Source organism: Chitinophaga deserti (assembly GCF_003149455.1).
In the GTDB taxonomy this organism is placed as follows: Bacteria; Bacteroidota; Bacteroidia; order Chitinophagales; family Chitinophagaceae; genus Chitinophaga; species Chitinophaga deserti.
The window spans coordinates 23,068-38,577 of the sequence record NZ_QFFK01000004.1; the positions used below are offsets into that span (position 1 = coordinate 23,068).

The 15,510-nt window shown below is 53.4% G+C and carries 10 protein-coding genes; 3 read left to right on the plus strand and 7 right to left on the minus strand.

Going from position 1 to position 15,510, the window contains the following annotated elements; all coding sequences use genetic code 11:
• Positions 1-89: 89 nt before the first annotated feature.
• The gene (locus DEV76_RS09965) at positions 90-1,619 is read left to right on the plus strand and encodes a M60 family metallopeptidase (protein ID WP_109697760.1); all 1,530 of its coding nucleotides are present in this window, start codon (positions 90-92) and stop codon (positions 1,617-1,619) included.
• Between the two features lie 52 nt (positions 1,620-1,671).
• On the plus strand, positions 1,672-2,109 hold the full coding sequence (locus DEV76_RS09970) for a nuclear transport factor 2 family protein (protein ID WP_109697761.1): 438 nt from the start codon (positions 1,672-1,674) through the stop codon (positions 2,107-2,109).
• A 56-nt stretch (positions 2,110-2,165) separates the two neighbouring features.
• Here the strand turns inward: DEV76_RS09970 and DEV76_RS09975 are convergent, their stop codons facing one another.
• From DEV76_RS09975 to DEV76_RS09995, 5 genes are all read right to left on the minus strand, one after another.
• Positions 2,166-2,699 carry an NAD(P)H-dependent oxidoreductase gene (locus DEV76_RS09975; RefSeq protein WP_109697762.1) on the minus strand — a complete coding sequence of 178 codons (534 nt, stop codon included), beginning with the start codon at positions 2,697-2,699 and terminating at the stop codon, positions 2,166-2,168.
• Positions 2,700-2,847: 148 nt separating this feature from the next.
• Positions 2,848-4,593, minus strand: a complete 1,746-nt coding sequence (locus DEV76_RS09980) for a RagB/SusD family nutrient uptake outer membrane protein (RefSeq protein WP_109697763.1) — start codon at positions 4,591-4,593, stop codon at positions 2,848-2,850.
• Between the two features lie 14 nt (positions 4,594-4,607).
• Positions 4,608-7,682, minus strand: coding sequence for a SusC/RagA family TonB-linked outer membrane protein (locus DEV76_RS09985; RefSeq protein ID WP_109697764.1), 3,075 nt, complete (start codon positions 7,680-7,682; stop codon positions 4,608-4,610).
• Positions 7,683-7,700: 18 nt separating this feature from the next.
• Entirely contained in the window at positions 7,701-9,392 is a 1,692-nt protein-coding gene (locus DEV76_RS09990) for a RagB/SusD family nutrient uptake outer membrane protein (protein WP_198652011.1), read from the minus strand.
• A gap of 11 nt (positions 9,393-9,403) precedes the next feature.
• Positions 9,404-12,442 carry a SusC/RagA family TonB-linked outer membrane protein gene (locus DEV76_RS09995; RefSeq protein WP_109697766.1) on the minus strand — a complete coding sequence of 1,013 codons (3,039 nt, stop codon included), beginning with the start codon at positions 12,440-12,442 and terminating at the stop codon, positions 9,404-9,406.
• 544 nt (positions 12,443-12,986) lie between these two features.
• On the opposite strand from DEV76_RS09995, the gene DEV76_RS10000 reads away from it, so the two are divergent.
• The gene (locus tag DEV76_RS10000) at positions 12,987-13,877 is read left to right on the plus strand and encodes a chromate resistance protein ChrB domain-containing protein (RefSeq protein WP_109697767.1); all 891 of its coding nucleotides are present in this window, start codon (positions 12,987-12,989) and stop codon (positions 13,875-13,877) included.
• 233 nt (positions 13,878-14,110) lie between these two features.
• On the opposite strand, the gene DEV76_RS10005 is transcribed toward DEV76_RS10000, so the two are convergent.
• Together DEV76_RS10005 and murI are read right to left on the minus strand one after the other, a co-directional pair.
• Positions 14,111-14,626: a ferritin gene (locus tag DEV76_RS10005; protein WP_109697768.1), complete on the minus strand. Its 516-nt coding sequence runs from the start codon at positions 14,624-14,626 to the stop codon at positions 14,111-14,113.
• 53 nt (positions 14,627-14,679) lie between these two features.
• Complete coding sequence (murI, locus tag DEV76_RS10010; protein ID WP_109697769.1) at positions 14,680-15,507, minus strand: glutamate racemase; 828 nt, start codon at positions 15,505-15,507, stop codon at positions 14,680-14,682.
• Between the last annotated feature and the right edge of the window lie 3 nt (positions 15,508-15,510).

Consider the following 15,510-nt stretch of genomic DNA (forward strand, 5'->3'; position numbering starts at 1 on the left):
TTCCACGGCCTTAAGGCTCACCGACAAATTCAGCCGTTCATCCAAATTGAGCGGAAACGATTATACGGGTGCCGTATATTACCTGAAAGATGACTACTCTTATGATAAGGCAAACCACTCTCAGCTGCGCCATGGTAATGGCAGCGCTGACGGCCGGCGCGCAGCAGCTCACGCCCGCCAACATCCTCATTACACCTGAAAACAGGCTTTCCGTTAAAGACAAGGAAATGCGCGAAGCAGTGCGCGACTGGAGCAAGGAACAACTGGCCTCCACCGATTATGCCCGCATTCCCGCGCATCCCTCCGCGGCCATTTTTCCCGGAACGGTAGACAAGAGCGCCGCAAGGGTAACACAAACGGTTTCCATCACGCATAACAAAATCTCCGATGCACTGGTGCCTGTAGTATCCAAACTGAACTTCTCACAGCCCTGGCGCAACAATATGTACAGTACCGGGCTCTATGCAGTTGCCGGGGAGTACATCGAAGTAACAGTACCGGAATCGCTGATCGGGAAAGATGTATGCCTCCAGATCGGGGCACATTCCGATAATCTCAATTTTTGGGTAGCTGGCGGGGAAGACTGGCGGCGCCTGCCCAACATTGTACGGGTTGATACCATCCGCAGGAAATCCATGCGCATCACGTCTCCCTTCGGCGGCCTCATTTACATCACCGCACCGCCTAAATCAGATTCATGGACGGCGGATGTGAAGATAGCCCGCGCCGTGAAGGCTCCGCTCTTCATCGCCGGCAAAACCACGGCTGCAGAATGGCAGGCACAGCTGGCTGCCAGCAAAGCACCCTGGGGCGAGCTGGCTACCGGTAAAGTGGTGCTCACCATCCCCGATTCTATTTTACGGCAGGTAAGCGATCCGGAAAGTGTGTTACAGTTGTGGGATCTGATTGTGGGTGGAGAAATGGAACTGGCGCAGATACCGCAGCCTTTTTACCGGCCGCAGCGCATGGTGATCGACGAGCATATCGGCGGTGGCTTCATGCACAGCGGTTACCCCATTATGATCCACCATTCCCCTTCCAGAAGATTGCTTTCTGCCGATGTAATCGCCAACCCTGCAAAACTCCTGAAAGGCAGCAAAGGCGGCGCTAACTGGGGCTTCTTCCATGAGATCGGGCATAATATGCAGAATAACGACTGGGTATTTGGCGGCACTACTGAAGTAAGCTGTAACTTCTTCTCCCTCTATATGTTCGACCGGTTACTGGGTGGCCGCGACGATGCGCATACCGGTGTGTCTAACGACGAAACTCAGTCTGCCATGAAGAAGTATTTCGCTGCCGGGCCTGAGTATACCAAATGGCAGAAAGATCCCTTCCTCGGCCTCATCATGTTCCGCCAGTTGCAGGAAGCATTTGGCTGGGAAACATACAAGCAGTTCTTCCGGGAATACCAGCAGCTGGCTGCATCCGACCCTTCGGGCGGATATGTGAAAGGCGATCAGCAGAAGCGTAACATGTGGGCTAAAACCTTCTCCAAGGTAAGCGGCCGCAACGTGGCGCCTTTCTTCGAGAAATGGGGCATTCCCATCAGCGATGATGTGGAAAAGGAACTGGCGGCTCTCCCCGGATGGATGCCGTACAACTTCCCGCCGCAGTAATGTTTTATGTGGAAGATTTTGTAAATTGATAAGATTCCACAAACATGAAAACATGAAAGCATTCTTTTCCCTGCTTGCGCTTACAGCCTTCAGTCAGCTGGCCTTCGCGCAGTCGAAAGACGAGCAGGCGGTAGCAGCCGCTGTATCAAAGCTCCGTACCGCTATGCTCGCAGCCGATAAGCCCGCCCTCGAAGCGCTTACAGGCCCTACGCTCACCTACGGTCATTCCAATGGCCGTATAGAAACACAGGCCCAGTTTGTAGACTACCTGGTGAGCGGTAAAGGCGATTTTGTAACGATGGACCTTTCAGATCAATCCATCCTCATCACAGGCCCCACGGCCATTGTACGGCATACGCTGTCTGCAGATACCAACGATGGCGGAAAGGCCGGTCATGTAAACCTGTATGTGATGATGGTGTGGTCGAAGTCAGGGAAGCACTGGAAGCTTATTGGCCGTCAGGCGGTGAAGGTACCGCCCGCATCCTGAGCAGGGAAGTTAAATGAATATCATAGCCCGTTCCGCTGATAGCGGAGCGGGCTTTTTCATGAAAGGTTATCGATAAACCCGAGGAAGGGTGCCACGCTCTGCTCGATCCATTCCGGAGAACTGTTCTGTTCAATATCGTAATACACATAAATCCCCTTATAATCCGCCTTCACATATTCGAAAGTGATCTGGAATGGCGTGGTGAGCGTTTCCATGGTGTATTTGTATTTGCCTTCCGGTGTATAGCCCGATTCTTCGATGCCTGCGGAGATGGCCAGCGCAATCTTCTTCCCGCCCAATTTATAGCCGCTTTTACTGCCATATGCCCATCCGTGGGTCAATACCTCATCGAGCCACTTTTTCAGCAGCGGCGGGCAGTTAAACCAGTAAAAAGGAAACTGGAAAACGATATGGTCGAACGATTCGAGTAGTTGCTGTTCTTTCAGTACATCAATCTTTTCATCAGGATATACTTCGTGCAGGGAATGGATATGATATTTCTCCGGATGCTTTTCAAGCTCCTCAATCCATCTTTTGTTGATCACTGATTTCTCCAGTGCCGGGTGTGTTACTATGACGAGTGTTTTCATGCCACAAAATTACAGTGGTAATACATCGTACGGAAAGGCGCGGCCCGTTGTGTGGTACTATAAAAAATGTAAGTATTGGGCGTAACGGAGTATAAAAAAAGCCCGGCTGCAAAGGTGCGCCGGGCTTTCTGATGAAGTGCAGAGAGGCTTAGTAGCCGGGGTTCTGTACCATTTTCGTATTCTTCATAACCTCTGTCATAGGCAGGGGGAAGAAGTAATGCAGTGGCTGGAACACACGGAAGGGGTTCTTGTCTACCGGGATTTCCTCGTAGGTAAACTTGTCGTCGGCTCCTTTCGTGATCTTCAGGCGCATGATAGTGGTATTCAGCTCCACAGGAGCGGTTTTCCAGCGGCGCACGTCCCAGAAGCGGGAGTCTTCAAGGCACAGCTCCACCGCACGCTCGTTGCGGATAACGCTGTTCCAGTAGGCTTCATCCGTGCTTACTTTGAGGCCATAACGGTTGTCAGCACCGGGCTGGATGCCTGCGCGCTTGCGTACCATGATGATCTTTTCTGCAGCGGCTTCATAATTCTTCAGTTCGATATTCGCTTCTGCATGCATGAGCAATATGTCCGCATAGCGGATGATGGGCATTACACGGTCGGTATTGGTACCGGCATTGGCGGTTGATGATTCGTTACAGAATTTCCGGAAGAACATGCCGGTGTACACCAGACTTACATCCATGCCATCGGTAGGAGCGCCTACATATGTCCATATGGGAGAAGCGGTGCTGCTGGCGTTGGTACGCCATTTATCGCCGTTGTTGATGATCGTGTAAGTAAACCGGGGATCACGGTTCTTGAAAGGTTCTGCCGGATTGTAGCCCGATGCGGGATCAGTGATCGGAAGGCCTTTGTTGGTGCCGAAACGCTTGGCTGCGTTGAGGCTGGGGCATCCGTTTACGTTGCCGTTGCGCGAACGGGGGAGGAAGTTTGCCTCCATGGTACGGTTGTTACCGGCCATGGCAGGGAAAATAAACTCGTCGTTCACGCGGTTGATGAACAACTCATAGAACCCTCTGCCGGGTGTAGGCGCATTGTTTTCCACGAGATTGTACCAGCCGGTGCTGATCACATCCTGTGCTGCATCCAGCGCCCGTTGCCAGCGTGCATCGTCTTTGGTTTCGTAGCCAACCAGCAGCTTTCTGTCGCCTGCGATAGACTCCTGTCCGCCGTTATACAGATCACTGGCGGCAAACATGAGGATGCGTGCTTTGAGGCCCATACAGAAGCCTTTGTTGGCGCGGCCGTAATCTTCGGGGCGCTGATCGCCGCGGGGCGAAGGCAGCAGGTCGCGGGCCTCATCCAGTTCCTTCACCAGGTATTCAATACAGTCTTCGTACTTGGAACGCGGCTCAAGAATGGTCTCATCGAGCGTATAGAGTTTATCGCCGATAATAGGCAGGCCGCCGAAGTGCTGCACCATCGACCAGAAGTACCATGCCCGCAGGAATTTCACTTCACCCAGCAGCCGGTTCTTCGTCTCCTCTGCCAGCGGCAGTTTAGCGAAGTTCTTAATGAAGGTATTGGCACGGCGGATGTTGGTCCACCCGTTGTTATATACTTTTTCGTATGGTGTGGTACGCGTGGCGTTGAGCGTCCCGATCATGAGGGGCACCCAGGCCTGGGTAGCACCAAAGAGGCGGGATACAGACTCGTCAGATCCTTCGGCCAGACTTCCCCCGTTACCATACCGGTTACTGAAGGAGTTGGCTCCCAGCTCGCTGTAGATAGCGGTTACGAAGCTGATGGTACGCACGCTGTCGCTGAAGGTCAGCTCTTCATTGAGCGTACGCACTACCGTTGGGTCCAGCAGATCTTTTTTCGCGCAGGACGCGAGCATGCCTGCACTGGCCATGGCGGCGAAACAGATTTTATAAATGCTTTTCATGTGCTTCCGGTGTTTTAAAAGTTAACATTCAGACCTGCGTTATAGACTTTCTGCGTCGGGTAAACCCCGCCTTCCGTCCTGGAGCTCACCTCAGGGTCGAGGTCGTACAGGTTGGGGCCCAGCATCCAGGTCATCAGGTTGGAGCCGTTGGCGTAGATCCGTACCTGCTGCAGGCGCAGCTTGCTGGTAATACGGCGGGGAATGGTATACCCGATCTCCGCATTGCGCAGCTTGATGTAATCGCCCTTCACCGTCCAGAAGTCCGACGGGTTAGAGAGTGCGTTGCTGATGTTATCCATGGTAGAAATACGGGGGAACTTGGCATTGTCGCGGTTCTCAGGCGTCCAGGCATCCAGGTGCACCTGGCGCAGGTTACCGAAGAAAGGCGTTACCGCTTCCGCAAACTGGCTCAGTACAAAGTTGGTGGCCGACTGGAAGGTAACGGAGAAGCTCAGGCCTTTCCAGTCGCCGCCCAGCGTCATCGCATATTGCGTGGTGGGGGTGTTGGAGAAGCGGTTGTAAGCCATATCGTATGGGTCGATCTTACCATCGTTATTCAGGTCTTTGTACTTCAGATCACCGGGCAGCGGTTTAGGACCCACAGGCACAGGACTTTTGTCCACATCGGCCTGATCGTAATAGAAACCTTCGGTTACATATCCCAGTTCACGGTTGGTAGGCCCGCCCGTCTGGCGCAGCCACGCGTAGGGAGGGTTACCTTCGTCCATGAAGTCTATTTCGTTTTTGGCGACAGACATGTTCGCATTGATACGGTAGCTGAACTGGTTGATCTTGTTCCTGTAATCCATATTCAGCTCAAAGCCGCGGTTAGATACCTTCGCAAGGTTAGAAGGAGGGAGGCCGATACCGATCATGGAACTGAGGCTCTGGCGGGGCAGCAGGATGTCGGTCCTTCTTCTTTTAAACACTTCCGCGGTGAACGACAGCTTGTTTTTGAAGAAGTTCATATCCGTACCGATGTTCCACTGTAATTCTTTCTCCCAGCTCACATTTTCATTACCTAGGATGCCTTCGTAAATACCGTTGAACGCGCGCTGGTTTTCACCGAAGTTGTAGCCCAGTCCGCTCAGGTACACGTGTTCGTAGAGGTATTGGTAAGTGTTATCGATATCGTCGGTACCTGTCATCCCGATGGAGCCGCGCAGTTTCAGGAGGTCCATGAAGGATACGTTTTCCTTGAAGAAAGGTTCCTCTGCGATGTTCCATCCGCCGGATACCGCGGGGAAGAAGCCGTAACGGTTGCTGGATTTGAAGCGGTCGGTACCGTTATAGGCGCCGTTAAACTCAATGAGGTATTTCTTCCGGTAATCGTAGCCGAGGCGGAAGGTGTAGCCACGGAAGTTTTCAGGCAGTGCGGCGCCTTCAGTTTCGGAGAACTGGTTCAGTAGCACCAGTGCATATACGCGGTGGTTGAGGCCAAACGTGGTATCGTAGTTCAGTGACAGCTGCGTATTCAGGCGTTTCTCCACCACTGCAGCAGTAGCGCTGAGGCTATACTTCTCGTCGCGGTACGTATTGGGCAGGAGAGGGGTATATGTCTGATTCTTGCTGTTGTAGATGAATGAGAGGAAGTTAGTGCGTCCGAGGTCGCGGCTGAAGCTCTGGTTGCTGGAATAGCTTACCAGTGCAGAGAGCTTCAGTCCGTCGAGCAGGAAGTTCAGCTTCTGCGATGCGCGGATGTTCACCTGCATATCGTTTTCGAAATCTCTCCTGTAACCGCCTTTCATGAGCCTGCCTACGATGTTGTTACCAGCGCCGTTACCTGTAACCACGGTTTCCGGTGCTGCACCGAGTGTGCCGTCGGGGTTGTAGATGGGGTAAGCCATGGGCGGCAGCGCTTTGTAATCGTAGATCTCGAACCAGATCTTGTTACGGTTGGCACGGCCGCGGGTGTTAGGCTCGTTTTCTTCCCCGAAGTAGCCGGATACATCCAGTCCGAGGTCGAGGGTGGGTGTTACCTGGAAGTCGAGGTTGCTGCGGTAGTTATAGCGTTTGAGGTAGTAGTTCGGGTTCACGGAAGAGCCCGGTTCACGGAAGTCTTTCAGGATACCGTTCTGGTACAGGTGCCCTACGGATACGAAATATTTCATTTTGTCGGAACCGCCGGTGATGCTGAGGTTGTTCTTGGTTTGCGTGGTGGATTTACGCACCAGCACATCCCACCAGTCGATATCGGGGTGACCGTAAGGATCGGTGCCGTTTTTCCAGTGTTCGAGGTCTTCGTCGGTATACTCTTTAGGCAGGCCGTCGCTCACAAGGGCGTTGTTGCGAAGGCGGGCATGATCGTAAGCGCTCAGGAAGCGAGGGCGGATGCTGTTGCCCTGGCGGCCGTAGTTGCTGGTGAGGCGGATCTGTGCTTTACCGCTCTGGCCGCGGATGGTGGTAACTACGATTACGCCGTTGGCGCCTTTGATCCCATATACCGCTGCGGAGGCCGCATCTTTCAGAATGGTAACGCTGGCTACCTGTTCGGGATCGATGTCGGAAAAGTTACCGGTAAACTCTACGTCGTCCACAATAATGAGGGGCGTGAGGTTCCGGTTATTGGAGAAAGTGGAAGCACCGCGGATGAGGAACTCGGCACCATCGCGGCCCGGCTGGCCGGAGCGCTGCATGGCGAGGAAGCCGGGGAGCTTACCCACCAATGCGTTCTGCAGGGAAGCAGTGGGCACGCGGCGGATCTCGTCTCCGGTTACGGAGCTGGTGGCCACGGTATTGCTGAGCTTGGTGGTGCGGCCGTAACCCACTACCATAACTTCTTCGAGGCCTTTCACGTCCTGCTGCATGGTAACGTTGATATCGCTTTTACCGGCGATGTTCACTTCCTGCTGCAGGTAGCCTACGAATTTAAAGATGAGGGTATTGCTTTTGCCGCGGACAGACAGGTTGAAGTGCCCTGTTTCGTTGGTTGTGGTGCCATTGCTGGGCACATCTTTCTCAAAGATGATCACCCCGGGAACCGCTCCGTTGGCGTCCCTGACGGTGCCCCTGACGTTTCTGCGGGCGTCCTGGGCAATGGCCTGGACCAGCATGCAGAGCAGGAGGAGGGTAGTGCATATTTTTTTCATAACGGATGCTTTATTGGATTACCAGCGGGGATTTTGTTTCAGGTTGCGGTTTCTGTACAGTTCTGCCTGCGGGATGGGGTAGAGGTACATCCTGTCAAGGAAAGACATCTGCGCAATCGCCGTGGGCGTGTAAGTGAACGTACCATCGTCGTTACGGATGATGCTGTTGCCATGCAGGCTGCCGTTCAGCACATCTTTCGCGATCTTCCAGCGGCGGATGTCCCAGTAACGGTGCTCTTCGAAGCACAGCTCCACGCGGCGCTCCTGGCGGATGAGGTCGCGCATCTGCAGCTTGGTAACGGATGTGCGGGATACGTTGCCGATATTTCCCCGTGCGCGGATCTTGTTCAGCGCGTCTACCGCTGCCTGCGTGGGGTTGTCGGCGTCATCCGTCAGCGTTTCCGTGAGCGCTTCTGCGTAGTTCAGGTATACTTCCGCATAACGGAACAGGGGGAAGTTGTGCGGTTGTGCGCCCAGTGATGTGGCGGTTTCCGCATTGTACATGAACTTACGGAGGTAGTAACCCGTTTGCGTTTGCGTGAGGTTACCTCCCGGCCGGTCCAGCCCGCCTTCATAGGTTTCCACGGTTCTCCGCATCCATTTGCTGCCGTTGAAGAAGAATACGTTATTGAAACGCACGTCGCGGCCAACGTTTGGTTTGTCGGGATTGTATCCTGATGTGGGATCGGTAATGAGCTTGCCGTTCGTCATACGGAACGCCTGGGCCAGCTCTTCGGTAGGACTGGTATACCCTCTGTGGCCGTGCTGGGTAAAGCCAACCGGACCGTTATTCTGTTCCACATCGCTGCTATTGGCGCGGAGGTAGGAGAGGATGATCTCTTTACTGTCTCGCGTAATAAAGACGTTGATGTAGCGGTTGTTCGGCTCAATAATATGCACGTTGAGGTCGAGCAGTTCTTTAGACACGTCTGCGGCTTTCTGCCAGCGGGCTCTCACGGCGGCGTCAGAAACATCTGCGTAGCCGGTGAGCTCTTTATTTTCCGTGGCAAGATTGCCTGCGTTGAACAGCGGGCTGGCAGCATAGAGGTGGAGCCTCGATTGAAGGGCAAGTACTGCTGTGTTGGTGATACGGCCATAATCTCCGCCCGAAGCAGGGAACTGGCGAACGAGGGGCTTAATGGCATCCAGCTCAGCTGTGATGTATGCCACGCAATCCGCGAAGGTGTTGCGGGGCAGCTGGAGATCGTCGGCCAGGGTGCCGATGCGGTCGCCCATGAGGGGTACGCCTCCATAGCGTTTCAGCAGTTCGAAGTAAGCGAAGGCACGGAGGAAGCGGGCTTCCGCTTTCCAGTAGTCCTTCGTTTCAGTTTCCATCGGCACCTTGCCTATGTTGGCGAGGAATACGTTCACCTTACGGATCTGCGTATACCGGCTCGTCCACACATCATCGGGGTTGCCGAAGGGATCGATGCGGCCGAAGCGCAAATCTTCGATGGAGCTGCCGCGCATGGAAGGCACGGCGTCATCCGTTGCAGCGTCCAGCATGGCGTTGCCGATACGGTTCCAGCCATTGGGCATGTTGCCGTAGATATCGTTCAGGAACTGATCCGCATAAGCGCCGTTCTTGTCTACCGGGTCGAAGATGAAGGAAGAGTCGAGGTTCTCGAGCGGGCCTTCCTCCAGGTTCTTATTGCATCCCACCGTCGCAAACAGGGCAAATGCTGGTATGATATAGATGAGTTTTTTCATGTTGATGCGCATTAGAGTTTAACGTTTATACCGGCATACATCACGCGCGACACCGGGTATCTGCCTGCCAGGTTTTCCGGATCAGTGTCTTTAAACTTCGACAGCGTCAGTAGGTTGGTGCCGTTCAGGAAGAAGCGGGCCGATGCGAGGCGGAGCCTTTTGGCGAAAGTTTCCGGAACATTGTATCCCAGCTCGGCATTGCGCAGCCGCAGGAAGGAAGTATTCTTCAACCAGTAGCTGGATGTTTGCGAGTTGTTGAAGTTGGTTCCAATGGTAAGACGGGGATTGGTGGCGGATGCAGCAGTTTGCGGCGTCCAGCGGCCCAGGTGATGCTCCCAGGCATTGCCCAGCCCGTTGTCCAGGAATTCTGCGATCTGTATGCTGGAATAGCGGTTAGCTGTACCATTCACGAGCAGCGTAAGGTCAAATCCTTTCCATCCGAGGCCCAGGTTCACGCCGTAGTTGATACGCGGCTTTTCGGGCGTGATCATCGTTTGGTCGAATGCATTGATGCGGCCGTCGTTGTTCAGGTCTTTGTATTTGATATCACCCGGTTTAGGTCGGTATCCGTCTATCACCGCGCTGCGGTTGATTTCTTCTTCGCTCTGGAAGAGGCCTTCTGCCTGGTAACCGTAGGTCATTCCCACGTAATCACCGGTACGTACCAACCAGGGATAAGGCCGTGCGGTTTCATCCATGAAGGTGTTGATGCCGTGGCTTACAGACAGGTTGCCTGAAGCATAGTAGTTCAGTTTACCAGCAGTGCCGCGATAAGTGGCGGTAAACTCCATGCCCTTGCGGCGCATCTTGCCGAGGTTTTCCTGCGGGTAGCCGATGCCCAGCAGTGCCGTGTTGGTACCGCGGTTCATCAGCAGGTCGTAGTACAGATCGTTATACAGCTCTGCTGTAAAAGCAAGACGGTTGTCGAGAACTTCCACGTCCACACCCACATTAAATTTGCGGGCTTTTTCCCAGGAAATGTAGGGGTTGTTGAGGCTGCCCTCACGCACACCGGTTACCGCGGAATGCGTAGTGCCGAAGCTGTAGCCCGTGCCATTCACGTAATACTGGTTGTATACGAAATATGCTTCGCCGGAGCCGGAAGTGCGGGCGGAGTTGAATGCTTCGCCGGTAAGACCGTAAGTGGCGCGCAGCTTCAGCATATTCAGCCAGTCCTTATTCAGGAAGTTTTCCTTTGCAAGGTTCCAGCCGATGCCGAATGCAGGGAAAGCGCCATAGCGGCGGTCGGGATGGTAGCGGTTGGTACCGTTGTACCCGATGGCGGCTTCAAAGAGGTACTTCTCTGCATAATCGTACCGGATACGGCCCGCCACACCCATAAAGTATTGCGGCAGCTGGGAGCCGAGGATGCGGTTGTCGTAATTCACGGAAGCGAGGGCGCTGATGTGGTGGTTGCCGAAGCCGCGGTCCCAGCCGAGTTGTGCATCACCATACAGGAAACGCTCGGTGGAGCTGCTTTCCCGGAAGTTGCCCATATCGGTATCCTCACCGGTTTTAAGATAGGTGCTGTCGCCCGTAGCCGGGTCAATGTACAGCTGGTACACGGCGTTCTCTTTCACACGCACGATATACTCGGTGAAGCTGGTGTAGAACGAACCGCCTACGCGGAACCAGAGGCCCTGTGTAATATCACCGAGGTCTGCCTTGATGTTCAGCTCCGCATTGATATCGCGGTTATACAGATTGGCGTAACCGCTCTTCACGGTTTCGCCATAGATATTGCTCTGGTAAGATGCATTGCCGCCGAGTGAGCCGTCTGGGTTTAATACCGGGTAGGCATTGCGCGGGGTGTTGTGGATATCCTGCATGATGGCAGGACCGAAGCCGCCCGGCTCGTTGTTATTCTGAATACGGCCCAGGAGGTTAAGGGAGGCGGAAATGCTGCGGTTGATCTGAACGTCTACATTGGAACGGATCAGGTAACGCTGCATATCGGCGTTGGTATTGTATTTATTGAAGGAAGCCGTTTGGAACGGACCGGCCTGGTTGGTATAGTTCAGGTCCACGAAATAACGCGCATTGCCGCGGGAGCCGGAGATGTTCAGGTCGTACCGCTGCATGAGGGCGTTTTTCTTAAGCACCTCGCTGCGCCAGTCCACATCCGGGTGCCCAAATGGATCGGTTCCGTTGCGGTAATGGTCGAGGTCTGCCTGAGTATACGCAGCAGGCTGTCCGTCGTTGGCGAGTGCTTCGTTATATAAACGGGCATAGTCGTAGGCGCTTACGGGTTTGTAGCTTTTCAGCATCTGGGACGTTCCTGCGCCTGCGGTGAAGGAAATACGCTGGCCGCTGGCTTTATCGCCCTTGCGGGTGGTAATGAGCAGGATGCCGTTGGAAGCCCGCATGCCGTACATGGCGGTGGAAAGGGCGTCTTTCAGCAGTGTTACCGACTCGATCTGTTCGGGGTTAATGCTGGTGAGGTTGCGGGCAGGACTACCATCTACCATAATCATGGGCGACTGGCCGCGCAATTCAGGTGAGAACGTTTCATCACCGGGGATGCCGGGCGTATAGGATACATTGTATCCGGCAAGGCGGCCTGCCAGCATACCTTGTAAACTGGAAGAGAAAGTCTTATTGAGTTCGCGTGAACCTGTCTGTGAAACGGCGGCCACGGAAGTGGCTTTGCGTTGCTGCCCGTAGAGGATATTGTACACGGAATCACTGTCCTGCAGGGAAGGCAGTAATTGAACTGCGAGGTTTTTACCTGCGGTAACGGTGGCTTCGGTGAGGCGGTACCAGGGATGGGAGAAAACGAGTATTTCTCCGGGTTCTGCAGACAGGGAGAAGTTGCCATCGGCATCGGTAACGGTTTGGCCGGAACCGGCTTTACGGCGAACGGTTACGCCGGCAAGGGGTTTACCATAGTCGTCGGAAACGGAACCTTTGATGGAGGCCCACCGTGGACTGGCGCCTGTAGTGGCGCCCGGGCTGTAATTTGCCGCCTGCAGGGGCATAGCCCAAAGACCGGCAGCCAGGAAGCCGGCGCCAGGCAAAAGCAGCAGCTTTCTAACGTGAAATTTTCTCATCAATAATCAGTTTTGACTGGTGATTGTGATTAGCATTTAATAACGTGTTTGGCCGGAACATATAGCCGGCGCATATTTCATAGATTAATCGATTCCCGTAAAGTGGAGGTGCTGTCCTCTGTATCAGTTTGTCGTAAAGCGTGGATCTTCTCTGGTTCGGCTTCGTCACAATGCCTGGCCCTCGGTGGAGAAATGCACAACATTGGTATGGAATTCAGCTGTCCTGATATTATTTTATCATTTTTCCTTTCGTGAAATTTTGGTTGAACCCTCTCGGGCTGCAATCGTTTGCACCGTAAAAGTGCAATCGTTTGCATTTAAGGCCAAATAATAAAATTATTCCCGCATTCCCAAATTTATTTCAAAGAAAATCTTGCGTGTGGGATTGTGTTTGATTGACAATAAGTGTCCCGGCGCCTGCGCTACACGCGGTTTCCGGGGACGAATTTCAGGGATTAGGAATCGATTAACAGGGATATTCCTATAAAAGTTTCATTTTCTGTTCCAGAACCATATTCAAATCATATTATAAACCGCGTCTATTATGAAATGGGTCACCTGTTTGCATCCTAAACTCGACCGTATCGCATGTTCCTGGCTTATCCGCCGCCTGATCGATGAAGAGGCTGAAATACTTTACCTCCCCGAAGGCCGCGTGATCCCTGTATCGAGGTCTGAAAACGCTATTGCTTTTGATGTACCCGGGTCCGATTATTACCTCGGCGATCATTACTGCACCTTCGATATCTTCCTCCGGAAGCACCGCCTGCCCGATCCGGCGCTGCCCGTTATATCGCCCCTCATCCGCAGCCTCGTCACCGGCCGAAACGATGCATCCCCGCAAACTGCGGGCTTCAGGGCCATTGCCGAAGGACTGGCCATGAACATCCCCCCCGGCGATGAACTCACCCGACAGGGCATCATCCTTTTCGACGCGCTGTACAGCTGGGCCAAACAACTTCCCGGCCTCACGCAAACACCGCAATACTCCGAACAGGTACTCATGGAAGTGTTCCACCGCTTCGTGACTCAGAAGTACTCCGACCGTGTGCGCAAACCAATGTGGGTACAGGAGATCGCCGCCATTGTGCAGGATCAGATCGATACCAACCTCACCCTCAGCCTGCCCGACCTCGCACGCAAGCTCAACGCCAATCCGCAATACCTCTCCAACGAGTTTACCCGCGATTTCGAAGACATGACCTTCGGGGATTTCATCCGCAAAAAGCGCATCGAGAAAGCACTCGAACTCATGGAAGAAGAAAAATATACACTCACGGAAATCGCCTATATGTCAGGATTTTCCGATCAGACACACTTCTCCCGCATCTTTACCCGGCACTATGGCAAAACACCTACCGGCCATCTTAAAACCATCCGCGCCCAAAAGAACCGCGAAGTACCACAGGAAACCGTAGAAGAAGATGAAGATTAAAGGAAACGTTTGCACAAATTTATACGCCTGCATACAGGACTTTACCGTCAGGCATCTAAGTTGACAATGCACCGCGAATCTGTCAGCAAAATCTATCGCCCGGTTTTTAACTAAGGGACTGCTCCTTGTTTCTCCTCCGGGCTAATCGCAGAAACCACGCTTCGGGCGTGGTTTTTTGCAAAAAAAAAGACCGGCATTACGCCGGCCTTTCGGATCATGATTTTATGTGCTCCCTATTTTCCGCCCCGGGCAACCTGGAGTCGGTAATTCATAATATCGCGGTCAAACAGGTAAAGGCCGCTCTTATCTTCCCCGATAAGCTCCAGCTTATCGTTCAGGGTGCGGGCCAGTCTTTCCTCTTCGATTTGTTCAGATACATACCATTGCAGGAAGTTATGTGTGGCATAGTCTTTTTCCTGCAGGGCCTGGTGTACCAGGTCGTTGATGCTTTCAGAAACCTTGATCTCGTGGGCCAGGAATTCCTCGAATGCACGTTTCAGGGAAAGGAAGGTGATGATAGGCTGTTTCAGCTCTGGCACCACACCAAACCCGCCACGCTCGTTGATGAACTTGAGGAGCTTCAGCATATGCACCCTTTCTTCGTCGGATTGCTGGTAGAAAAAGTCGGCCACGCCCTGCAGCCCCGGCTGAATATCTGCCCAGGAGGCCATAGCCAGGTATGCCTGTGAAGAAGCTGCTTCCAATCCTACCTGTGCGTTCAATGCGTCCTGTATGGTTTTACTTAGCATAGTGAAGTTATTTAGATGAAAAGTTCACTTCAATGTACGGATTTTTTGCATGGCTACAATGCCAGATGCTTACTTGAAACGGGCTGCTCGAAAAATATTCCTGCCTGCCGGTCAAACGTACCGGTATCATCAGTTGTATAAAACTCCCTGGTGCCCCCCGTACTGCATTTCTCCCTGATCTCCGGATGCCGCTCCAGGTAGTTTTCAAGGCTCGCTGCGGCAATGGTACCCTGCGACAGCAGCGTTACATCCGCAGGCAGGTGCTTCCGTATCTTATCCACCAGTAAAGGGTAGTGCGTGCATCCCAGTACAATGGTGTCAATGTTTTCAGACTGCACCATCAGCTGCCGGATGTATTTTTTAATGAAGAAGTCGGCCCCTTCACTTTCGTACTCGTCATTTTCCACCAGCGGCACCCACATGGGGCAGGCCTGCTGGTAAACGGTCACATCCGGGAAAAACTTCTCTATTTCGATGGGGTAGCTTTGGGAATTGACAGTGCCTGCCGTGCCAAAGATGCCCACGTTGCGGCTGCGGGAATATTCCCCCACGATCTCAGTAGTGGGCCGGATAATGCCCAGCACGCGCTTCTCCGGATCAATGCCCGGCAGATCGTTTTGCTGGATGGTACGCAGTGCCTTGGCGGATGCGGTGTTGCAGGCCAGTATAACCAGGTGACAGCCCATATTGAACAGATGCTGCACACATTCGAGGGTGTAGTGGTAAACGGTTTCGTAAGAGCGGATGCCGTAGGGCGCCCTGCCATTATCACCAAGGTAGATGTAATCGTATTCCGGTAAAGTTTTGATGATTTCCTTCAGCACGGTTAACCCGCCGTATCCTGAATCAAAAACGCCTATAGGTCCTGGTTTCTTCTGCATGCG

What these genes read in the sequence shown, in the direction of transcription:
- DEV76_RS09965 (WP_109697760.1), top strand. Translation starts at nt 90, where the DNA reads ATGACTACTCTTATGATAAGGCAAACCACTCTCAGCTGCGCCATGGTA.
- DEV76_RS09970 (WP_109697761.1), top strand. Translation starts at nt 1,672, where the DNA reads ATGAAAGCATTCTTTTCCCTGCTTGCGCTTACAGCCTTCAGTCAGCTG.
- DEV76_RS09975 (WP_109697762.1), bottom strand. Translation starts at nt 2,699, where the DNA reads ATGAAAACACTCGTCATAGTAACACACCCGGCACTGGAGAAATCAGTG.
- DEV76_RS09980 (WP_109697763.1), bottom strand. Translation starts at nt 4,593, where the DNA reads ATGAAAAGCATTTATAAAATCTGTTTCGCCGCCATGGCCAGTGCAGGC.
- DEV76_RS09985 (WP_109697764.1), bottom strand. Translation starts at nt 7,682, where the DNA reads ATGAAAAAAATATGCACTACCCTCCTCCTGCTCTGCATGCTGGTCCAG.
- DEV76_RS09990 (WP_198652011.1), bottom strand. Translation starts at nt 9,392, where the DNA reads ATGAAAAAACTCATCTATATCATACCAGCATTTGCCCTGTTTGCGACG.
- DEV76_RS09995 (WP_109697766.1), bottom strand. Translation starts at nt 12,442, where the DNA reads ATGAGAAAATTTCACGTTAGAAAGCTGCTGCTTTTGCCTGGCGCCGGC.
- DEV76_RS10000 (WP_109697767.1), top strand. Translation starts at nt 12,987, where the DNA reads ATGAAATGGGTCACCTGTTTGCATCCTAAACTCGACCGTATCGCATGT.
- DEV76_RS10005 (WP_109697768.1), bottom strand. Translation starts at nt 14,626, where the DNA reads ATGCTAAGTAAAACCATACAGGACGCATTGAACGCACAGGTAGGATTG.
- murI (WP_109697769.1), bottom strand. Translation starts at nt 15,507, where the DNA reads ATGCAGAAGAAACCAGGACCTATAGGCGTTTTTGATTCAGGATACGGC.